Annotated in this window: 20 protein-coding genes and 1 riboswitch; of the genes, 15 read left to right on the top strand and 5 right to left on the bottom strand. The window is 39.9% G+C overall.

Annotated features, from left to right (window positions below; translation table 11 throughout):
* Window positions 1-53 precede the first annotated feature (53 nt).
* The 5 genes from jag to rpmH all read right to left on the bottom strand — a co-directional run bounded on the left by jag (window position 54) and on the right by rpmH (window position 3119).
* A complete protein-coding gene (jag, locus tag KQI91_RS13305; protein ID WP_216393261.1) occupies window positions 54-1007 on the bottom strand; it encodes an RNA-binding cell elongation regulator Jag/EloR in 954 nt (317 codons plus the stop codon).
* A gap of 33 nt (window positions 1008-1040) precedes the next feature.
* Entirely contained in the window at window positions 1041-2303 is a 1263-nt protein-coding gene (locus KQI91_RS13300) for a YidC/Oxa1 family membrane protein insertase (RefSeq protein WP_216393323.1), read from the bottom strand.
* A 67-nt stretch (window positions 2304-2370) separates the two neighbouring features.
* The gene (yidD, locus tag KQI91_RS13295) at window positions 2371-2583 is read right to left on the bottom strand and encodes a membrane protein insertion efficiency factor YidD (RefSeq protein ID WP_216393260.1); all 213 of its coding nucleotides are present in this window, start codon (window positions 2581-2583) and stop codon (window positions 2371-2373) included.
* A complete protein-coding gene (gene rnpA / locus KQI91_RS13290; protein WP_216393259.1) occupies window positions 2561-2926 on the bottom strand; it encodes a ribonuclease P protein component in 366 nt (121 codons plus the stop codon). The genes yidD and rnpA overlap by 23 nt, the downstream gene beginning before the upstream one ends.
* A gap of 58 nt (window positions 2927-2984) precedes the next feature.
* Entirely contained in the window at window positions 2985-3119 is a 135-nt protein-coding gene (rpmH, locus tag KQI91_RS13285; RefSeq protein WP_005423866.1) for a 50S ribosomal protein L34, read from the bottom strand.
* Between the two features lie 577 nt (window positions 3120-3696).
* Here rpmH and dnaA point away from each other — a divergent pair.
* From dnaA to KQI91_RS13210, 15 genes are all read left to right on the top strand, one after another.
* Window positions 3697-5076: a chromosomal replication initiator protein DnaA gene (gene dnaA / locus KQI91_RS13280; protein WP_216393258.1), complete on the top strand. Its 1380-nt coding sequence runs from the start codon at window positions 3697-3699 to the stop codon at window positions 5074-5076.
* A gap of 194 nt (window positions 5077-5270) precedes the next feature.
* Window positions 5271-6383 carry a DNA polymerase III subunit beta gene (gene dnaN, locus KQI91_RS13275; RefSeq protein ID WP_216393257.1) on the top strand — a complete coding sequence of 371 codons (1113 nt, stop codon included), beginning with the start codon at window positions 5271-5273 and terminating at the stop codon, window positions 6381-6383.
* 16 nt (window positions 6384-6399) lie between these two features.
* A complete protein-coding gene (locus KQI91_RS13270; RefSeq protein WP_216393256.1) occupies window positions 6400-6606 on the top strand; it encodes an RNA-binding S4 domain-containing protein in 207 nt (68 codons plus the stop codon).
* A 2-nt stretch (window positions 6607-6608) separates the two neighbouring features.
* A complete protein-coding gene (gene recF / locus KQI91_RS13265) occupies window positions 6609-7697 on the top strand; it encodes a DNA replication/repair protein RecF (protein ID WP_216393255.1) in 1089 nt (362 codons plus the stop codon).
* Between the two features lie 74 nt (window positions 7698-7771).
* Window positions 7772-10318: a hypothetical protein gene (locus KQI91_RS13260; RefSeq protein WP_330654574.1), complete on the top strand. Its 2547-nt coding sequence runs from the start codon at window positions 7772-7774 to the stop codon at window positions 10316-10318.
* A 42-nt stretch (window positions 10319-10360) separates the two neighbouring features.
* Window positions 10361-11239 carry a 16S rRNA (adenine(1518)-N(6)/adenine(1519)-N(6))-dimethyltransferase RsmA gene (gene rsmA / locus KQI91_RS13255; RefSeq protein WP_216393254.1) on the top strand — a complete coding sequence of 293 codons (879 nt, stop codon included), beginning with the start codon at window positions 10361-10363 and terminating at the stop codon, window positions 11237-11239.
* 354 nt (window positions 11240-11593) lie between these two features.
* Window positions 11594-12055 carry a DUF1002 domain-containing protein gene (locus KQI91_RS13250; protein WP_216393253.1) on the top strand — a complete coding sequence of 154 codons (462 nt, stop codon included), beginning with the start codon at window positions 11594-11596 and terminating at the stop codon, window positions 12053-12055.
* A gap of 419 nt (window positions 12056-12474) precedes the next feature.
* Complete coding sequence (locus KQI91_RS13245) at window positions 12475-13380, top strand: S1 RNA-binding domain-containing protein (protein WP_216393252.1); 906 nt, start codon at window positions 12475-12477, stop codon at window positions 13378-13380.
* 27 nt (window positions 13381-13407) lie between these two features.
* The gene (locus KQI91_RS13240; RefSeq protein WP_216393251.1) at window positions 13408-15078 is read left to right on the top strand and encodes a putative manganese-dependent inorganic diphosphatase; all 1671 of its coding nucleotides are present in this window, start codon (window positions 13408-13410) and stop codon (window positions 15076-15078) included.
* Window positions 15079-15095: 17 nt separating this feature from the next.
* The gene (locus KQI91_RS13235; RefSeq protein WP_216393250.1) at window positions 15096-15701 is read left to right on the top strand and encodes a flavin reductase family protein; all 606 of its coding nucleotides are present in this window, start codon (window positions 15096-15098) and stop codon (window positions 15699-15701) included.
* Between the two features lie 79 nt (window positions 15702-15780).
* Entirely contained in the window at window positions 15781-16287 is a 507-nt protein-coding gene (locus KQI91_RS13230) for a shikimate kinase (protein ID WP_216393249.1), read from the top strand.
* Between the two features lie 182 nt (window positions 16288-16469).
* The gene (locus KQI91_RS13225) at window positions 16470-17762 is read left to right on the top strand and encodes a UDP-N-acetylglucosamine 1-carboxyvinyltransferase (RefSeq protein WP_005423907.1); all 1293 of its coding nucleotides are present in this window, start codon (window positions 16470-16472) and stop codon (window positions 17760-17762) included.
* 101 nt (window positions 17763-17863) lie between these two features.
* A riboswitch (SAM riboswitch) is annotated at window positions 17864-17965 on the top strand.
* 130 nt (window positions 17966-18095) lie between these two features.
* Window positions 18096-19280 carry a methionine adenosyltransferase gene (metK, locus tag KQI91_RS13220; protein ID WP_216393248.1) on the top strand — a complete coding sequence of 395 codons (1185 nt, stop codon included), beginning with the start codon at window positions 18096-18098 and terminating at the stop codon, window positions 19278-19280.
* A 153-nt stretch (window positions 19281-19433) separates the two neighbouring features.
* Complete coding sequence (locus KQI91_RS13215; RefSeq protein ID WP_216393247.1) at window positions 19434-20597, top strand: sensor histidine kinase; 1164 nt, start codon at window positions 19434-19436, stop codon at window positions 20595-20597.
* Window positions 20594-21283 (top strand): response regulator transcription factor, encoded by a 690-nt coding sequence (locus KQI91_RS13210; protein WP_216393246.1) that lies wholly within the window; start codon window positions 20594-20596, stop codon window positions 21281-21283. The genes KQI91_RS13215 and KQI91_RS13210 overlap by 4 nt, the downstream gene beginning before the upstream one ends.
* Window position 21284 lies beyond the last annotated feature (1 nt).

The following is a 21284-nucleotide window of genomic DNA, read 5'->3' as shown; positions in this document are numbered from 1 at the left end:
TTCACCTAGAATAACATTTTATATTTCAGTTGTGAACTGTTTTCACTACCGATTTAGTATCTTTTTAATTTAACAACTACATGACGGTAAGGTTCTTCGCCCTCACTGACTGTTTCAACAAATTTGTTGCCCTGCAATGCGGAGTGGATGATTCTTCTCTCATAAGGATTCATCGGCTCAAGTACAACAGGTTTTCTGGTCTTCTTTACTTTGTAGGCAATTCCTCTTGCCAGGTTTTCCAGAGTTTCTTTACGACGTCTTCTGTAATCCTCTGTATCCAGTTTGACACGAATATAATCTGATTTGCCTTTGTTTACAACAAGACTTGTCAGATACTGAAGAGAATCCAGTGTCTGTCCTCTCTTACCGATGAGGATTCCCATATCTTCGCCTTCAAAATCAACTTCCAGACATCCGTCTGTTGTGTTGTATTTGGAAGTAATCTGTACTTCGCCAAGATCCATGGAACCAAATACATCACGAAGGAATACAAGTGCTCTCTCTTCGATATCTTTGATCTCCTCAGGATCTGTAATGATTTCGATCGGTTTTGACGCCTTTACTGTTTTTTCCTTCGCCGGTCTTTCTTTTGGTTCTCTCGCCGGCTTCTCTTTTGCCGGTTTTTCGCGGAACTGTTTTTCCTTTACAGGTCTCGGCTGTTTTTCTTCTTTTGATGCTTTTGCGGTTTCTGTCTTGATTTCCGGTTTCACATCGTTCTGTCTGGAAACGGATTTCGGTGCAGATTTCTTTGTTTCTTTTACGGTTTCTTCTTTAAAAGCATCAAGTTTAACAGAATCAACGATCTTTTCGATCTCGTTTTCTTCGAAATTATTTTCTACCTTACGAGCTTTGATGATTGCCGGTTTGCTTCCGATTCCAAAGAATCCGGAACTTCCCTCGCTGATTACCTGAATATCAAGCTGGTCACTGGATACACCAAGTTCAATACATGCCTTGGTGATTGCTTCGCTTTTTGTTTTGGCGGAAAACTGCATATATTCATCCATGATAAAACCCCGACCTTCCTTTCCTGTTTCTCTTTATTTCTTCTTATTACGTTCTTCGAAATCTCTTACCAGATTTGCTTTGGCTGTGATGCTGCCTGCTTTTGCATGAGACGCATTCTTATAAGCATCTTCTACCTTTTTCGCACGGCTTGCTTCATCTGTTCCGCTCATGCCTTTTTCTACTTTGTTGATATTTCTGGCACTCTGATGAGCCTGGTTTGTGATCTTCTGAGGTGGAAGTCCTTCTTTTGCTCTCTTGGCTTCCATTTTTCTCATATTTTCATTTACAAGATCATCAATATCCATCTTATTCAGATGACGGTTAATAAGTACCTGCTGAATACTTCTTACAACTGCACTGGCGATCCAGTAAATACCAAGACCTACCGGGAATGTAAAACAGAAAAATGCGGACATAAGCGGCATTACTGTATTCATCGTCTTCATGGAACTTGCCATGGCATTGTTATCATCGTTGCCATTCTGTGTTGCTGCCTGCGGCATAAGCTTAAGATTCAGCATCTGTGTTGCCCATGAAAGAAGCGGAATTGCAAGAGCTGCAATGATAAGGATCAGGGATCCTGTCTTAATATAGCTCAGTGGCTGGTCAGCAATGTTCAGTACACCAAATGTCTGCATCTTCTGGATTTCAGAAGCAGTTTTGCTGATCTGATCAGAGAATCCTGAGAACTGACTGATATTCTGTAAAGATTCCCACTGAGACGGAGACAAGGCGTACAGGAAATCTACGATAGAATCTGCATTCTCAGTAACCTGTCTTACTCGTGTCATTTTGTTATCTGTGATAAAGTTATTGATGATATCTGTAAATCCGTCTACTGCGAGGATCTTTGTGCAGACACCATTAAATACATTATAAACACTGCCAACATATGCAGGAATGTTCTGGATTACCTGATACAGAGCATACAGAATCGGCAGCTGAATAGCGAGCTGTACGCAGCTTCCTGTCGCAGATACACCGTATTTCTGGTATACTGCCTGAGTCTCTTCCTGCATCTTCATCATAGAATCCTGGTCTTTTTTACCCTGATATTTCTTCTGGATCTTCTGAATCTCCGGCTGCATGATCGCACTCAGCTTGGAGAATTTCTGCTGTTTGATCTGCAGAGGAGTCATAAAAAGATAGATCAGAATACTGAAAATAATAATACACAGACCAAGGTTCTGAATTCCGAACATGTCCAGTACTTTGTAGATACCGTTCATGATCCAGCCCATTACGACTGCGATCTGACCAATGATCGGGGTACCACTCTTAGTAGCCAAAATCATACTTTCCAATTTTCTAGTTCCTCCTGGATAATCTTATGAAACAGTATGTTATCTGCTCCATTTACCTTTATGGTACGGGATCATATCCTCCATGAGAAAAAGGATTACAGCGTAATATTCTCCATATTGCAAGTAATCCTCCCTTAAGCGCACCATATTTTTCGATTGCTTCCAAACCATATTGAGAACATGTGGGAATATAAGGACATTTTGTTCTCTTCATCGGTGATATATATTTTTGATAGAGACGTATCATTTTAATAAGAAGTTTCTTTATCATCTGATTCTGCTCCTGTGATCTCATGTCTCTGTGCCAGATTCATAAAGGCACTCTCAATCTCCTGATAACTTCTGTCCTTTGCAGAATTACGGGCGATCACAACAATATCAATATTTCTGTCAAATGCTTCTTCATTTAAACGATAACTTTCTCTGATCAACCTGGTGAGTCTGTGGCGGACCACACTATTCCCTACTTTTTTGCTTACTGATATTCCCAGACGATTCTTCATGTGCTGATTAGGCAGCACGTACATCACCAGATACCGATTTGCTTTTGATGTTCCACGCTTGTAAACCTGTTGAAAATCTCTGTTTTTCTTTAAGGACTCTGAATATTTCATCGAATCCTCCTTTTTTCATTATAGAAGAAAAGACCACATCAACTGCGGTCTTATATCTTTAGGCTGATAACTGTTTTCTTCCTTTTAATCTTCTGGCAGCTAATACTTTACGGCCACCCTTTGTGCTCATACGAGCTCTGAATCCATGAACTTTAGCTCTGGATCTTTTCTTTGGCTGAAATGTCATTTTCATAGGTAAAGCACCTCCTTTATCTATTATAGCGTATTCGTAATATTTTCCTAGAACATCATTTCAATTATATTCATAATGTACCTGTTCGTCAAGCCAAAAATATTAAAAAAATCAAGAAAAATCAGCATTCTGGCCTATTGTGGATTAACCCACATATTTATGTGGAAAGTTCAGGTTGACGTAAAGTTATCCACTTTTTGTGGATAACTTGTGGATAACTCACGTTTTCCCTATGAAATTATCCCCATTTTTCGACTATGTTTTACACAATATGCGGAAAAAAGCCTGTATTTTACAATATTTTTGCTGTGGATACAGTTATACACAATCCCCATGGCCTGTTTTCCACTATTTCCAATCTTATGTAAACCTACGGGAAATTATCCACCATTTTAGGGTTATACACATGTGGATAAAGTGGAAAACTATCCTCATTCCCTGTGAATTTTCCCCATTCAAACCCCAAATAATCATTGCGATTCCCTACAATTTATTATAATATATAAAAGGATATTTATGTCTTATCAACAGTTACGACTTATATAATATACTTTCAAAGAAACCAGGAGATAGAAACATGGATAAAGTTATTGAAAATTGGGATGAAATTCTGCAAACAGTCAAAGCAGATTATGATGTGGGCGACGTTGCGTTTAATACCTGGCTCAAACCGCTAAAAGTCTATGATGTCAGAGATAAAGTGATCACGATTCTTGTTCCTTCGGAACAGGTTGTTTTGATAAACCTTCTTAATAAGAAGTATAAGCTTCTCCTTCAGGTCACAATCTGCGAAATCACCGGAATGGAAGAATGCGAAGTCAAATTCATATCTCCTGATGAGGCACCAAAAAAAGAAGTTTCTTCTTATGATAATGCAACATCCGAAAACAGCATGTCGGATATTGACCGCCGCTGTGAAGAAGCTCACCTCAATCCCAAATATATTTTTGATACCTTTATCGTCGGTAACAACAATAAATTTGCACAGGCTGCAGCACTCGCTGTTGCAGAATCTCCGGGAGATACTTACAATCCGCTCTTTATATATGGAGGCGCCGGACTTGGCAAAACTCATCTTATGCATTCCATCGCTCACTATATTATCGAACACGATGAAAACAGCAAAGTCCTGTACGTTACCAGCGAAGAATTTACCAATGAGCTGATCGAGACAATTCGTAACGGAAACAATTCCGCCATGTCCAAATTCCGTGAAAAATACCGAAACATCGATGTTCTTCTCGTCGATGATATTCAGTTTATTATAGGAAAGGAATCTACACAGGAGGAATTTTTCCACACATTTAACAGCCTTCACAGCGCCAAAAAGCAGATCATCATATCTTCAGATAAGCCACCAAAAGATATGGAAATCCTGGAAGAACGCTTCCGTTCAAGGTTCGAATGGGGTCTGATCGCAGACATCACACTTCCAGATTATGAGACACGAATGGCTATTCTTCACAAAAAAGAAGAACTGGAAGGCTATAATATCAGCGAAGAAGTCATCAATTATATTGCAACAAATATCAAATCCAACATTCGAGAGCTGGAGGGAGCTTTCAATAAAGTAATGGCAAGCTCCAAACTGGAGAAAAAAGAAGTTACTCTCGAACTTGCCGAGCAGGCACTGAAAGATATCATTTCTCCGGATGAGCAGAAAGTTATCACGCCGGATTACATCATTTCCGTGGTTGCCGAACATTATCATGTTACCGTTGCAGACCTCTGTGGCAATAAACGAAGTTCAAAAATCGTTATGCCAAGACAGATTGCCATGTATCTTTGCCGTGATATCATCGATACTTCGCTCAAGACTATCGGCAAAAATCTCGGAGACCGTGATCATACTACAGTTATGCACGGGATAGAGAAGATTGAGAACGAATTAAAGACAAATGACAACCTCAGAAACTCTATTGATACTCTTAAGAAAAAAATTAATCCACAGGGTTAAGTGACTTTTCCACATGCATTTTCAGCTTTGAAAGTTGCTTATACACGGAGTTATACAGTTAAGAAATCCCCGTTTTTCAAGCTTTGAAAGACTTTTTCACATTATTCACACCCCCTAAGGCGGCTACGGCGGATTTCTTAATATCTTTTTATTTATAAAGCCAATTCTGAAACATGAAGGGAGTTATACACACAATGAAAATCATCTGTTCCAAAAACAATCTTTTAAAAAGTGTCAGCATATCTTTGAAAGCTGTTCCTTCCAAAACAACCATGCCAATCCTTGAATGTATCCTTATGGATGCAACCACAAATCAGATCAAGTTTACATCCAATGATATGGAACTTGGTATTGAAACAATCGTGGATGGTCATATCGAAGAAAAAGGTATGGTTGCTCTTGATGCAAAGATTTTTTATGAAATTATAAGAAGACTTCCGGATAATGATGTTACTATTTGTACCGACAGCAATTATGTGGCAACTATTACCTGTGAAAAAGCAAAATTTACAATTCCTGGCAAATCAGGAGAAGATTTTGCATATCTTCCGGTTATTGAAAAAGAGGAATCCCTTTCTCTGTCACAGTTTACTTTGAAAGAAATGATCCGCCAGACTATTTTTTCTATTGCAGTAAACGAAAATAACCGTCTTATGACAGGAGAACTGTTTGAGATCAAAGATAACTGTTTGAAAATCGTATCTCTGGATGGACATCGTATTTCCATTCGCAAGATGCCACTGAAAAAAGAATATTCTGATCGTAAGATCGTTGTTCCCGGAAAAACACTGAGTGAGATCAGTAAGATTTTATCCGGTGAAATTGATGATCAGGTCAGCATTTACTTTACAAAAAATCATATCCTTTTTGAATTTGACCAGACTATGGTGGTATCTCGACTGATTGAAGGAGAATATTTCCGTATTGATCAGATGCTTTCCAGTGATTATGATACAAAAGTCAGTGTAAACAAAAAAGAATTTCTGGATTGTATTGACCGTGCAACACTTCTTGTTCGCGAAGGTGACAAAAAACCAATCGTTATTGAGATCAGGGACAACAGCATGGAGCTGAAAATTGATTCTGCAATGGGATCTATGAATGAAGAGATCGATATTGAAAAAGCAGGTAAGGATATTGTGATCGGATTTAACCCGAAATTCCTGATTGATGCTTTGAAAGTTATTGACGATGAAGTGATTCATATGTATCTGATGAATCCAAAGGCACCGTGTTTTATCAGAGATGATGAAGAAAACTACACATATCTGATTCTTCCGGTAAACATCAGTCAGAATTCCAGATAATGCGAGGTGAACTGTTTTGGAAATTACAATAAAAGATGAATTTATTAAACTTGGACAGGCTTTGAAACTTGCCGGAGTTGTAGAAGATGGAGTAGAAGCCAAATATGCAATACAGGATGGACTTGTTCAGGTAAATGGGGAAGTGGACCTGCGAAGAGGCCGTAAGGTTTATGAAGGTGATGTGATCACATTTGAAAACCAGGAAATCAAAGTTATCAGATAATTATGTACATTGAATCTATAGAACTTAAAAACTTCAGAAATTATCAGGATCTGCAGCTGGGACTTGATAAGGGGACAAATATTTTTTACGGAGATAATGCGCAGGGAAAGACCAATATACTGGAATCTGTCTATATCTGCGGAACGACCAAATCACACAAAGGCAGCAAGGATAAAGAAATCATCCGGTTTGGGGAAGATGAATCCCATATCCGGATGATGCTTAAAAAAGACGGGATTTCTTACAAAATTGATATGCATCTCCGCAAAAATAAGGCAAAAGGTGTGGCGATCAATGGATTGCCGATCAAGAAAGCAAGAGAATTATTCGGGATCGTAAATCTTGTATTTTTTTCACCGGAAGATTTGAATATTATCAAAAACGGACCGGGGGAGAGAAGAAGATTTATAGATCTCGAATTATGTCAACTGGATAATATTTATCTGACAGATCTGTCAGGGTATAATCATATCCTGAACCAGAGGAACCGTCTTCTGAAGGATCTGTATATGAATCCTTCTTTGAAAGAAACCCTGGATATATGGGATCTGCAGATGGTACAGTATGGAAAAAAGATTATTGACAAAAGAAGCGAATTTATAAGAGACCTCAACGAAGTGATCCAGGGAATCCACCGGAATCTGACCGGAGGAGAGGAACATATTGAAGTGCTTTATGAGCCAAGCTCTGATGCAGACTGTTTTGAAGAAACTTTGAAACATAACAGAGAACGAGATATAAAAATGAAAATGACTTCAGCAGGTCCGCATCGAGATGATCTCAGCTTTGTTGTAAATGGAATCGATATACGAAAATATGGTTCTCAGGGACAGCAGAGGACGGCTGCACTGTCTTTGAAACTTTCAGAGATCTATCTTGTGAAACAGAAAATCAAAGATACACCGGTTCTTCTTCTGGATGATGTACTTTCAGAGTTGGACAGTAACAGACAGACCTATCTTCTGGACAGCATTCATGATATTCAGACACTGATCACATGTACAGGTCTTGATGATTTTGTAAGTCATCAGTTTCATATCAATAAAGTTTTTCGTGTTGTCAGAGGAGAAGTTTTTAACCCGGTAAATTAGATGATTTTGGGACCGGAAAGAGTTTTGACAAGCATATAAGCATATGTTAAACTGTTTTTAATATTGGAAAGTTGGTGAATACATTGGACAAAGAGGAATTTCGGATCAAGCTTGAAGAAATAAATCGCCTTGTAGAAAATAAGAACTACAAGGATGCCATGGAAGTGGTTGACAGTATTGACTGGCGACGTGTTAAGAATGTCCGTACTTTATGTGTTGTAGGTGAGATTTACGCAGCAAATAAGAGGTACGAGGACAGTAGAGAAATTTTTCTTCTCGCTTATCACAGAGCACCCATCGGCAAAAATATTTTGTACCGTTTAATTGAGATATCTCTCAAGATGAAAGATATCAGTGAAGCAGAAGAATTTTATGAAGAATTTCTGGAAATTGCACCGAACGACAATACACAGTACATTCTGAAATATAAAATCTGCAAAGAAAAACAGGTTCCACTGGAAGATCAGATTAAGATTCTGGAGGAATATAAAGAAAAAGAATTTACAGAGAGATGGTCTTATGAACTGGCGAAACTCTATTATCAGAATGGAGAGACTGAAAAGTGTCTGGATCTCTGTAATGAAATGGTAATCTGGTTCAGTGATGGCAAATATGTTATAAAAGCACTGGATCTCAAGAACCGAATGGGAATGCTCACAGGAGCAGAAAAGGAAAAATACGAAAAAGAATTTGTTCCGAACCTCACTCCGCTTGAAGAGGCCGACTCTGTTGATACAGAAAACAAAGAAAAAGAAGTGGAAGCAACACCGGTTGCAGAAGAAGATGGTCCTGCGATTGACAGCGTTATGATTGATGAACGTGATGTGAACAGTGCAGAGAGTCTTCAGGAAAAGATTTCCAAGGGAATCCGAGATATTTTCAGTGGCAAAAAGAAAGATGAAAAGGAAGAATTCTCAGAGGAAAAAGATGAAACAGAAGCGGAAGTTCAGGAAGAAATGATCAAAGACAGTTCTTCTGACAGTGAAAAGGAAGACGTTCCGGATCTGGAGCCGGAGGATGCTGTTATCCATGAACCGAAACGACCAGGGGAGTCTATCTTTAATGCAGACCGCATGGAAGAGAAGATTGAGGAAGTAACCGAAGAAGAAATCAAAGAAGAAGAGGATCAGGCAGCAGAAACAGAAGTGCAGACTGAGGATAAAACTGCAGAAGAAGTTTCTGAAGACACAACAGAAGAGTCTGTTGAGGCTGTGACTGAGCCGGAGGAGACTGTTTCGGAAGAAGTGGAACCAACAGTTGAAGCTGAACCGGCAGCAGAAGAAAACGCTATAAAAATGCCGAAGCTTGAAATTCCGGATTCTTTAAAGAACATAAACCTGGATGAAACAGGAAAAATTGAAATTCCAAAGGCACCAAATATCATTCTTCCGGGAATGGAAGAACCGGATATGAGTGATTTTGACTTTAATCTGGAGGATACGATTCTTGCAGCGGCAACCGCACAGGGAATCGAAATTCCAAAAGACCCGATACCAGCTCCGAAAAGGGAAGAACTTCCGGCAGAGGATGACGGCGAAGAATATATGTCAGAAGAGGATCTGCAGAGTGCAGAAGATGAATTCCTTAATGGGCCGGCGGACAAAACAGTCAGAGATGACGAGCCGGAAGATGCAGTGGATGATTTTGCAGAGGAAGCCGGATACGAAGATGAAGATGAAGATGATTTCCTTAAGGGAATGGACTTCTTCGAGGAAGCTCCTCAGAAGATGGAAACAATCAGAATTCCGGTAGAGGAAATAAAAGAGACGAGAGCAAATCAAAAATCCAGAAAACCACTCAGTGAAGAAGAGGAACTGGAACAGCTGATTGACTCCATGCAGCCGGATGCGGGAGAGGACATTATTCCTCGTGACAAAGAAATGACAGAAGAAGAAGAAAAGCTGTTTACATACTTTGCAAAGGTTCCGGGGTTAAAAGAACAGATCGTGGATGCACTTTGTGATGTACAGCTTTGTGCTGCTGACAGAACTTCCAAGACGGGTAACGTCATTGTCATGGGTGGTAACGAAACAGGAAAGACCCGACTGATCTCAGGGCTGATTCCTGCAATCTGTAAAGAACTGAATCTGGAAGCATCAAAAGTTGCTTATGTATTTGCAGATCAGATCAATGGTAAAAATATCAAAGAAATTGTAAAGAAGATGTCCGGTGGATTCCTTGTAATTGAAAATGCAAATCAGCTTACAAAGGAAACAGTCAGCCAGTTGAATAAAGCAATGGAAGATCGTACAGACGGAATGATCGTGATCATTGAAGATGAAAAGATCGGTATGCGTAAGCTTATTGCAAGATTCCCGAAATTCACATCCAAATTTACATCTATGATCAATATTCCTGTATTTACTAATGATGAGCTTGTAAACTTTGCAAAGGTATATACAAGAGAAAACGGATATACGATCGATCAGATGGGAATGCTTGCATTGTACAATCTGATCAGCACAAGTCAGAAAGAAGATCAGCCGATGAATGTCGGAGCTGTCAAAGAAATCGTGGATAATGCTATTGCAAAATCCAACGGTGGCCTTCGCAAACTGATCTCAAAGAAAAAAGTAAATCCGGACGGATACATGGTACTTTACGAAAAAGACTTCAGTTGAAAACAAAATAAAGAACATGCGTAATGCATCAGGAGGAAATTTATGACCAGACCTTATCTCGGAAACCCAAAATATACCATTGAAGTTCTTCAAAAGTACGGATTTGTGTTCCAGAAAAGGTTTGGTCAAAATTTTTTGATCGATACACGAGTTCTGGACAGAATCATTGAAGCTTCACATATCACAAAAGAAGATTTTGTATTAGAGATCGGACCTGGAATCGGTACGATGACACAGTATCTGGCGGATGCTGCCAGAGAAGTAACAGCAGTAGAGATTGACGATGCACTGATTCCGATTCTTCAGGATACGTTAAAAGAATGGGACAATGTATCTGTGATCCACGGAGATATTCTGAAAACAGATATCAAAAAAATTGCAGATGAAAAAAATCAGGGACGACCGATCAAAGTCGTTGCAAATCTGCCTTATTATATTACAACACCGATTATTATGGGACTGTTTGAAAGTCATGTGCCGGTAGATTCGATCACAGTTATGGTACAGAAAGAGGTTGCCGACCGCATGCAGACCGGACCGGGATCTAAAGATTACGGCGCTCTTTCTCTGGCGGTACAGTATTATGCAAAACCAGAGATTGTTGCCAATGTTCCGCCGAATTGTTTTATGCCGAGACCAAAGGTTGGAAGTGCGGTGATTCGCCTGACCAGACATCAGGTTCCACCAGTGCTGGCTAAGGATGAAAAGTTAATGTTTCGTATTATTCGTGCATCATTTAACCAGAGAAGAAAGACTCTGGCAAATGGTCTGAAGAATTCACAGGAATTACAGTTTACAAAAGAACAGGTTGAGCAGGCTATCACAGCGTGTGGACTTCCTTTGAATATCAGAGGTGAGGCACTGACGCTGGAGCAGTTTGCAGCATTGGCAGATATTTTTGCAGATATGAACAAATTGTGAGCAGTAAATAAGATTAAAAAAGATTTTTATAACTATAAAAGGCATCCGGTGGCTGGTCGGATGCCTTTTATAGTTATTATATTAAATTTAAAAGGAAGGAGAGTTGATTGCTTGTTCAGCTTTTAAGCAATCAACATATGAAAAAGAAAATTTTATAAAAATAATGTTGGCTGTATTATTTTTATGGTCTTAGTATATCTATAAATTATGATGGAATCGTGTTTAAGTTATGAAAAAACGGTGAACGATTGTCGAAAGTTCTATGAATGAAGAATATTTTACAGTAAATCCGAAAAAGTATGCTATAATGCAGTTCGTATTGTAAATCAATCATGAATTCAGGAGGTAATTAAAATGAAAATAAACAAATTAAGCGCATTGATTCTTGCAGGAGCCCTTAGCTGTGCTACACCGGCGATGGTCTATGCTGACCAGACTACAGATGCAGTTGTGGATCAGGCAGTAGAACTGCTGGAGCAGAATGGTGTAGACGAGCTGTTATCTGATCCGGATAAGGTGGTAGATCTGATCATTACCGCACAGGAAACTCTTGGAACAGTAGATGTTACAGATGACCAGATCGGAAGTGCATTGGATGTAGCTGCGGACAGCATTGGAATCACTCTTTCTGATTCAGAGAAAAGCACGCTTATCCAGATGTATAACCAGTTTAAAAATATGGATCTGGACAAAGAGGAGCTGAGAACACAGGTGAATAAGGTTTATGATAAGCTGGATAGTCTTGGAATCACCAAAGAAGATGTGAAAGGCATTCTCGGAAAAGTAATCGACCTTGTGAGAGGGTTTATTAATTAAACTATGCAATGGGGAGTGTATAAAATATACAACGATAAAAATAAAATGAAATAAAATATATGTTGCATTTTTATAAAAAAATTGAAGAATAGAAATAAAAATTGTGCAAATACACGAAAGATTCATTTCTTGTTCATACTATGTTCATAATTAACTGATACTATGAATATAGTTCGAAAGAGCTACACAAAACAGACGTTGTAATGTTCTTCATTACACATAAATTTTTTCATAATAATCGCCCCGGTAAACCACTGCCGGGGCACTCCTCGTTTACAGGCCCTTATTTTGGGGCTTTTTTTATTTTGTGGGTTATACTATAATTATTTCATAAAATGTATTGAAGGAAATGCATTGCAAAAGTGTGATGCATGTTATAATGCAAATGTTAAGAACGAAGCAAAGGAGAACGGAAAATCATGGCTGAATCAATGAAAGATTATGAAAAAGAACTGGAAGCGTCAATGAAAAAGATAGAAGAAGGCGACATTCTGACAGGAACGGTAATCAGTGTAGATGAAAAAGAAGTAATCCTTGACCTGAAATATTATGCAGAAGGTGTGATTCCGGTAGAAAATTACAGCAGAGAGCCGGGATTCAGTCTGAAGGATGAGGTACATGAGGGCGATGAGATTTCTGCTACAGTTGTAAGAAAAGATGATGGACAGGGCAATATTCTTCTTTCCAGAGTAGAAGCTGTAGACGTTCTGGCATGGGATAAACTGAATGAACTCAAGGAATCCGGTGAAATTCTGGACGTGGTCGTAAAAGGAATTACAAATGCCGGTGTAATCGCATATGTAGAAGGAGTGAGAGGCTTTATTCCTGCATCTAAACTGGCACTGGGATATGTGGAGGACACAGAGGCATATCTGAACAAACCGATTCAGGTACAGGTTCTTGACGTAGATAAAGAAAGTAAAAAACTGATTCTTTCCGCAAAAGAAATTCTCAGAGCAAAAGCGGAAGAAGAAAGAAAAAATAAAGTTTCCAATCTTGAAATAGGACTTGTGACAGAGGGAACCGTAGAAAGTCTGCAGCCATATGGTGCGTTTGTAGATCTTGGAAACGGACTTTCCGGGCTGGTACACATTTCACAAATCTGTGAGAAAAGAATAAAAAAACCGTCAGAAGTTCTGACTGTTGGAGATAAAGTAAAGGTAAAAGTTATTGCGATCAAGGACGGCAAGATCAGCCTCAGCATTAAAGAGGCATCGGACATGATGGCAAAGGAAATTGAAGAAGAGGTTTATGAAGTTCCGGATGCCGGACAGCAGGCAACTACTTCTCTGGGCTCTCTTTTTGCAAATATTAAATTAGATTAAGATAATATATACGAGGATTCTATTTTTATGAAAAATCAGGAAAAAATTTTTGTTATCGGACATAAAAATCCAGATACAGATTCTATCTGTTCTGCTATCGCTTACTGTGATATCAAAAACAGAACTACACAAGACAGCAAATATATTCCAAAGCGTGCGGGACAGATCAATGAAGAAACAGAGTATGTCCTTAATCGTTTTGGCGTACAGCCGCCGGGATATTTAAGTAATATCGGAACACAGGTGAAGGACATGGATATCCGTCTGAGTCCGGAAGCAAATAAAAGTATGTCGTTGAAAAATGCATGGGACCTGATGCAGGAAAACAGTATTGTTTCACTTCCGATCAGGGAAAAAGACGGTACTTTGGAAGGTCTGATCACTATCGGTGATATTGCAAAGACTTACATGGATACGACAGACAGCTATCTCCTGTCCAGAGCCCGGACACAGTATCAGAGGATTGCAGAAACAATCGGGGGAAAGATTGTAGAGGGAAATGGTCATGGATACTTTATTCAGGGCAAGATCATGGTTGCAACTGCAAATCCGGACAAAATGAAAGAGTACGTCGAAGAAAATGATATGATCATCATGGGAAACCGTGAAGAAGATCATCTTCAGGCAATTGAGCAGAATGTAAGCTGTATCATCGTGGGACTTGGCATCGAAGTGACTGAAAAGGTCCTGAAACTTGCACATGAAAAAGATATTATCATTATTTCTTCACCGTATGATACCTTTACGATCTCAAGACTGATCAATCAGAGTATTCCGGTGAAATATATCATGAAAACGGAAAATCTGGTTACATTCAACACAGAAGATTTTACAGATGATATTCAGGATGTTATGATCAAACACCGTCATCGTGCATTCCCGGTCATTAATAAAAAGGGAAAATGTATTGGAACAATTTCCAGACGCAATTTCCTGGACATGCACAGGAAAAAAGTGGTTCTGGTAGATCATAATGAAAAAGATCAGGCTGTAGATAATATTGATAAGGCAGAGATTATGGAAATCATTGATCATCATAAACTTGGAACATTACAGACTATGCAGCCGATCAGTTTCCGTAATCAGCCGGTTGGCTGTACTGGCACGATCATGTATCAGATGTATGGTGAACAGAAACTGGAGATTCCACCTAAAATTGCAGGGCTTCTTTGTGCTGCGATCATTTCAGATACGCTGATGTTCCGTTCACCGACCTGTACACTGCAGGACAAAATGGCAGCAGGGGCACTTGCGCTGATCGCAGATATTTCCATTGAAGAATTTGCAAGAGAGATGTTTAAGGCAGGAAGCAACCTTAAAGACAAATCTCCGGAAGAAATCTTTTATCAGGATTACAAGAAATTTATCGGAGAAGGAGACATCTGCTTTGGCGTTGGACAGATCAGTTCCATGGATGCAGATGAGCTTCGTGAGATTAAGGAAAGACTGCTTCCGTTTATGGTCAGTGAATGTGGTCGTCATGGTGTCTCACGCGTATACTTTATGCTGACAAACATCATTGAACAGTCTACAGAGCTTCTGTTTTATGGTGAAGGCAGCGAAGAGATGGCAGTCAATGCGTTCAAGATCGAGCCACAGGATGGAACCATTTATCTTGAGGGTGTGGTGTCACGTAAGAAACAGTTGATTCCGCCGTTGATGGAAGCAGCACAGATGATCGGTGGAGATTACGTATAAAAAGTGGAGGATAAAAAATGGCGAAACAGACCTGGAAACCAGGAAATATGATCTATCCGATCCCAGCTGTTATGGTGAGTGTTACAGATGGGAAAGGGCAGGATGATATTATTACGGTTGCATGGACCGGAACTATATGTACAAATCCTCCAATGGCGTATATTTCTGTCCGACCGGAACGCTTTTCTTATCATATGATCAGGGAGACAGGTGAGTTTGTCATCAATCTTACAACGGAAGAACTTGCAGCAGCAACAGATTACTGTGGGGTACGTTCCGGAAGAGATGTAGATAAATTTAAAGAAACCGGCCTTACAAGAGAAAAAGCAGATATTGTACAGGCACCTATGATAAAAGAGGCACCTGTATCAATCGAATGTAAGGTCAGGGAGATCAAAGAACTTGGCTCGCACCATATGTTTCTGGCAGATGTGGTAGCCGTGCATGCGGATGAAGCATACATGGATGACAATAACAGATTCGACCTGAATACAGCAAAGCCACTGGTGTATTCGCATGGAGAATATCTTGGCACAGGCAAAAAACTGGGAACATTTGGATACAGTGTAAAAAAGCGTAAAAAGACGGTTAAAAAACGTACAAAAAAGGTCGCAAAGCCTTGATTTAATAGGGATTGCGGAAATATTCCATTTATGTTACAATGTACGTTAAGCAATTCATAAAAACGGGAGAAAATACTCTATGAATAATATAACATTGATAGGAATGCCTGGAGTTGGAAAGAGTACAATCGGAGTTGTTCTTGCCAAAGTAATGGGCTATCAGTTCCTTGATTCCGATCTTTTGATTCAGAAACAGGAAAAAAGAAAACTGTCAAGAATTATTGAAGAAGAAGGATATGAGGGATTTCAGGAAGTAGAGAACCGTGTGAATGCTTCAATCGAAGCGGAAAACACTGTAATTGCAACAGGTGGAAGCGTAGTTTACTGTGAAGAAGCCATGAATCACCTGAAATCAGTTGGTACAGTTGTGTATTTGAAATTATCTTTGGACTCTTTGTCAAAACGTCTTGGAAATCTGAAGGGGAGAGGCGTTTTGCTGAAGGAAGGACAGACCCTTGAGGATCTGTATGAAGAGCGGACTCCATTATACGAAAAATATGCGGACATTGTGGTAGATGAAGAGGGGAAAGATCTGGAAGCAAGTCTGGATGATATTTTGGAGATACTGAAAAAGAAGTCAAAGTAACTATTGTAGAAACAGGGGAGCAGAGGCGTACCAGAGAAATTTTTATTTACAAATGGCGAATATGTGCTATAATACGAAATTGAGCTTTTTAAAAAAGTATGAAAATTGTTAAAAATATAATAAAAATTTATTTCTGATATTCGCTTCGGCTTGCGGAGTGAAAATAATTATAGAGGTGCTTTATGGAACAGTATGTAATTAAAGGCGGCAACCCGTTAGTGGGAGAAGTAGAAATAGGTGGCGCCAAAAATGCTGCACTTGCAATTCTTTCAGCAGCAATTATGACGGATGAGACAATCCTTATCGAGAACTTGCCAGACGTAAGAGACATCAACGTTTTATTAGAAGCAATAGCCGGAATCGGAGCTCAGGTTGAGCGTATCGATCGATCTACAGTTAAGATCAACGGCTCTACGATCAATGACATCAGTGTTGATTATGAATATATAAAGAAAATTCGTGCATCTTATTATCTTCTGGGAGCATTACTTGGTAAATATAAACATGCAGAAGTTCCGCTTCCTGGCGGATGTAATATCGGAAGCAGACCGATTGACCAGCATCTAAAAGGATTCCGTGCACTGGGAGCATCTGTGAATATTCTTCATGGTGCGATCGTTGCAGAAACAGAGAATCTGCATGGAAGCCATATCTTCCTGGATGTGGTATCTGTCGGTGCTACGATCAATATTATGATGGCAGCATCTATGGCATCAGGACGTACGATCATCGAAAATGCAGCGCGCGAACCGCATGTTGTTGATGTCGCAAACTTCCTGAACAGTATGGGAGCAAACATCAAAGGTGCCGGTACTGACGTTATTCGTATCAAAGGTGTTGAAAAACTTCATCGTACAGAATATTCTATCATTCCGGATCAGATTGAAGCTGGAACATTTATGTTTGCAGCGGCAGCGACCGGTGGTGATGTTACAGTAAAAAATGTAATTCCGAAACACCTGGAAGCAACTACAGCGAAACTTGAGGAAATCGGATGTGAGGTAGAAGAATTTGATGATGCGGTACGTGTACGTGCCGGCAAACGTCTTCACCGTACACATGTAAAGACTCTTCCGTATCCGGGATATCCTACAGATATGCAGCCGCAGATTGCTGTTACGCTTGCACTTGCAGAGGGAACCAGCATTGTTACAGAGAGTATTTTTGAAAACCGTTTTAAGTATGCGGACGAGCTTTCAAGAATGGGAGCCTGTATCAAGGTTGAGGGAAATTCGGCAATCATTGACGGTGTCAAGAAACTGACAGGAGCAAGAGTAAGTGCACCGGATCTTCGTGCAGGAGCAGCACTTGTTATTGCAGGCCTGGCAGCAGATGGAATCACAGTTGTTGATGACATTGTTTATATTCAGCGTGGATATGAGAATTTCGAGGAGAAGCTGAGAAGTCTTGGTGCTGAGATTGAAAAGGTTTCCAGTGAGAAAGAAATCCAGAAATTCCGTCTTCGTGTAGGATGATAGATTTTTGATAAAAAATGTCAGATATTATACTTGACAATTATAGTAAATAAGTATATTGTATGTACTGCAATAAATACACAATAACTAAATAAAACGGCCTTTTATTCAGAGTGGTGGAGGTACAAAGGATCTGTGAAGCCACGGCAACCCCTTTTATATGAGGAAGGTGCCAACCTGAGCGAGTCATCGAACAATAAGAGGATTGAAATAAATTTCAAGACAGTCCTATTGTTGGGGCTGTCTTTATTTGTTGTTATGCAGAATTACGAGGATTGCGGAGCAATGGAGTAATTCGTAGAACATTAAGTGAATTTTAGAAAGGGACAAATCATGGAGAAAGAAAAAATTTTATTTACTTCTGAATCAGTAACAGAAGGCCATCCGGACAAAATGTGTGATGCTATTTCTGATGCTATTCTTGATGCAATTATGGAAAAAGACCCGATGGGACGTGTTGCCTGCGAGACTGCAACTACAACTGGTCTGGTACTTGTTATGGGTGAGATTACCACAAGTGCATATGTAGACATCCAGAAGATCGTAAGAGATACTGTAAGAGAAATCGGCTATACTCGTGGCAAATATGGTTTTGATGCTGAGACATGTGCCGTTATCACTGCAATTGATGAGCAGTCAGCAGATATTGCGCTTGGTGTAGACAAAGCTCTCGAAGCAAAGATGGGAGAAGATGAGATCGATGCAATCGGTGCAGGAGATCAGGGTATTCAGTTTGGATATGCTTCCAATGAGACTGAAGAATATATGCCATATGCAATCAACATGGCACACAAGCTGGCTCGTCAGCTGACAAAAGTTCGTAAAGACGGAACTCTGCCATATTTAAGACCAGACGGAAAAACTCAGGTAACTGTTGAATACAGTGAAGAGGGAAAACCGATCCGTATCGATGCAGTTGTATGCTCTACACAGCATGATCCGGAAGTTACACAGGAACAGATCCACGAAGATATCAAGAAATATGTATTTGATGCGATCATCCCGGCAGACATGGTAGATGACGATACCAAGTACTTCATCAACCCGACAGGACGTTTCGTAATTGGTGGACCTCACGGTGACAGTGGACTTACAGGACGTAAGATCATCGTTGATACTTACGGTGGATCCGGACGTCACGGCGGCGGCGCTTTCTCCGGAAAAGACTGCACAAAGGTTGACCGTTCTGCAGCTTATGCAGCACGTTATGTTGCAAAGAACATCGTTGCAGCAGGACTGGCTGACAAATGCGAGATTCAGCTTTCCTATGCAATTGGTGTGGCAAAACCGACTTCCATCAATGTAGAGACATTTGGAACAGGAAAACTTTCCAATACCAGACTTGTTGAGATCATTCGTGAAAACTTTGACCTTCGTCCGGCAGGAATCATCCGTATGCTTGATCTGAGAAGACCAATCTACAAACAGACTGCTGCCTATGGCCATTTTGGACGTACAGATGTAGATCTTCCATGGGAAAAACTGGACAAAGTAGATGATCTTAAGAAATATCTGTAAGATACCTCTGTGTTCTGAAAGACACGGTTTTTTCACGGATTTTATAGAAAATTAAGAGATAAGAATATAGTGATATGATATAATGAACGCATATATATCGAACGGATGTGTCGGTACTATGCGTTCATTTTTTTGTAGAAGTGAGGGAAAAACATGAAGTTAAAAAACAGGATCATCGTAGGATTCCTGATGGTCATTCTGGTTCCTCTTTTGCTGTTTGCAGCAGCATTGTTCGGAATCAGTGAGGCACAGCATAGAAATGCGTCAGGAAATGAGACTGTGCAGGAAGCTGTATATGATTATGATATCACGATATCAGATAATGGCAGCAGCCAGGCACGTATACAGATTATGACGAAAGATCTTTTTTTTACGGCCTTTATCATTCTTATCTTTACAAGTGTATCAGTCGGGCTGTGGATTTACCGAAGTGTTGCTACTCCGCTGGTTAAATTGCGAAAAGCAACGCAGAATATCAAAGACGGAAATCTTGATTTTGTGCTGGATGTGGAGGGAACTGATGAATTTGCAGAGCTCTGCAGGGATTTTGAGGAGATGCGTCGCAGACTCAAAGAATCAGCAGAAGAAAAAGTTCTTCTTGATAAAGAAAATAAGGAATTGATCAGTAATATTTCTCATGATCTGAAGACTCCGATCACTGCAGTGAAGGGATATGTCGAGGGAATCATGGACGGTGTTGCGGATACACCGGAAAAAATGGATCGCTATGTCCGCACGATCTATAACAAGACCAATGAAATGGACCATCTGATCAATGAACTTACTTTTTATTCTAAGATTGATACCAATCGTATTCCATATACTTTCAGTAAGCTTAATGTAGAAGATTATTTTTCAGATTGTGCGGAGGAAGTTGGGCTGGAACTGGAGACACGGGGAATTCAGCTCTGCTATGCCAACTACGTAGACAAGGACGTGCTTGTGATCGCAGATGGGGAACAGATTCGGCGTGTAATCCATAATATCATCAGTAATGCAATCAAATACATGGATAAGCAAAATGGAATGAAAGGCATCATTCAGATTCGAGTGAAGGATGTCGGGGATTTTGTGCAGGTTGAGATTGAAGATAATGGCAAGGGTATTGCTGCCAAGGATCTGCCATATATTTTTGATCGTTTTTACAGAACCGATGTTTCTCGCAACTCGTCCAAAGGTGGAAGCGGAATCGGGCTTTCTATCGTGCGTAAGATTCTGGAGGACCATGGTGGTAAAGTGTGGGCTACCAGTAAAGAGGGAATTGGCACGATTATGTACTTTGTTTTGAGAAAATACCAGGAGGTACCAATGCAATGAGTAAAATATTGATTATTGAAGACGAAGAGGCAATCGCAGATCTGGAAAAGGATTACCTGGAACTGTCTGGATTTGAAGTGGAAATTGCTTCCAGAGGAGATGAGGGCCTTGAAAAAGCACTCCATGAGGAATATGATCTTATCATTCTTGATCTTATGCTGCCGGAGGTGGACGGATTTGATATCTGTCGTCAGGTAAGGCAGGAAAAAAACATTCCCATCATTATGGTTTCTGCCAAAAAAGATGATATTGACAAGATCCGTGGCTTAGGACTTGGAGCAGACGATTATATGACCAAACCGTTCAGTCCGAGTGAACTGGTTGCCAGGGTAAAAGCTCATATGGAGCGATACAACAGGCTGGTGGGTTCTGGCGCAGTCAAGAATGATATCATTGAAATTCGTGGAATCAAGATTGACAAGACAGCAAGACGTATCTGGATCAACGGAGAGGAAAAGACATTTACGACCAAGGAGTTTGATCTTCTTACTTTTCTTGCGGAGAATCCGAACCGTGTATTTACCAAAGCGGAACTGTTTCGTCAGATCTGGGACATGGAATCTGTCGGTGATATTGCAACTGTCACGGTTCATATTAAGAAAATCCGTGAAAAAATTGAGTTCAATACAGCGAAGCCTCAGTATATAGAGACTATATGGGGAGTAGGCTATCGTTTTAAGGTATAAC

The organism is Blautia sp. MSJ-19 (assembly GCF_018918125.1).
Classification (GTDB): domain Bacteria; phylum Bacillota; class Clostridia; order Lachnospirales; family Lachnospiraceae; genus Blautia_A.
This window is presented reverse-complemented; position numbering and strand designations above follow the sequence as displayed.

Coding starts and splice junctions, on each gene's coding strand:
- jag (WP_216393261.1), bottom strand. CDS start 1,007: ATGGATGAATATATGCAGTTTTCCGCCAAAACAAAAAGCGAAGCAATC.
- KQI91_RS13300 (WP_216393323.1), bottom strand. CDS start 2,303: ATGATTTTGGCTACTAAGAGTGGTACCCCGATCATTGGTCAGATCGCA.
- yidD (WP_216393260.1), bottom strand. CDS start 2,583: ATGATAAAGAAACTTCTTATTAAAATGATACGTCTCTATCAAAAATAT.
- rnpA (WP_216393259.1), bottom strand. CDS start 2,926: ATGAAATATTCAGAGTCCTTAAAGAAAAACAGAGATTTTCAACAGGTT.
- rpmH (WP_005423866.1), bottom strand. CDS start 3,119: ATGAAAATGACATTTCAGCCAAAGAAAAGATCCAGAGCTAAAGTTCAT.
- dnaA (WP_216393258.1), top strand. CDS start 3,697: ATGGATAAAGTTATTGAAAATTGGGATGAAATTCTGCAAACAGTCAAA.
- dnaN (WP_216393257.1), top strand. CDS start 5,271: ATGAAAATCATCTGTTCCAAAAACAATCTTTTAAAAAGTGTCAGCATA.
- recF (WP_216393255.1), top strand. CDS start 6,609: ATGTACATTGAATCTATAGAACTTAAAAACTTCAGAAATTATCAGGAT.
- rsmA (WP_216393254.1), top strand. CDS start 10,361: ATGACCAGACCTTATCTCGGAAACCCAAAATATACCATTGAAGTTCTT.
- KQI91_RS13250 (WP_216393253.1), top strand. CDS start 11,594: ATGAAAATAAACAAATTAAGCGCATTGATTCTTGCAGGAGCCCTTAGC.
- KQI91_RS13245 (WP_216393252.1), top strand. CDS start 12,475: ATGGCTGAATCAATGAAAGATTATGAAAAAGAACTGGAAGCGTCAATG.
- KQI91_RS13240 (WP_216393251.1), top strand. CDS start 13,408: ATGAAAAATCAGGAAAAAATTTTTGTTATCGGACATAAAAATCCAGAT.
- KQI91_RS13235 (WP_216393250.1), top strand. CDS start 15,096: ATGGCGAAACAGACCTGGAAACCAGGAAATATGATCTATCCGATCCCA.
- KQI91_RS13230 (WP_216393249.1), top strand. CDS start 15,781: ATGAATAATATAACATTGATAGGAATGCCTGGAGTTGGAAAGAGTACA.
- KQI91_RS13225 (WP_005423907.1), top strand. CDS start 16,470: ATGGAACAGTATGTAATTAAAGGCGGCAACCCGTTAGTGGGAGAAGTA.
- metK (WP_216393248.1), top strand. CDS start 18,096: ATGGAGAAAGAAAAAATTTTATTTACTTCTGAATCAGTAACAGAAGGC.
- KQI91_RS13215 (WP_216393247.1), top strand. CDS start 19,434: ATGAAGTTAAAAAACAGGATCATCGTAGGATTCCTGATGGTCATTCTG.
- KQI91_RS13210 (WP_216393246.1), top strand. CDS start 20,594: ATGAGTAAAATATTGATTATTGAAGACGAAGAGGCAATCGCAGATCTG.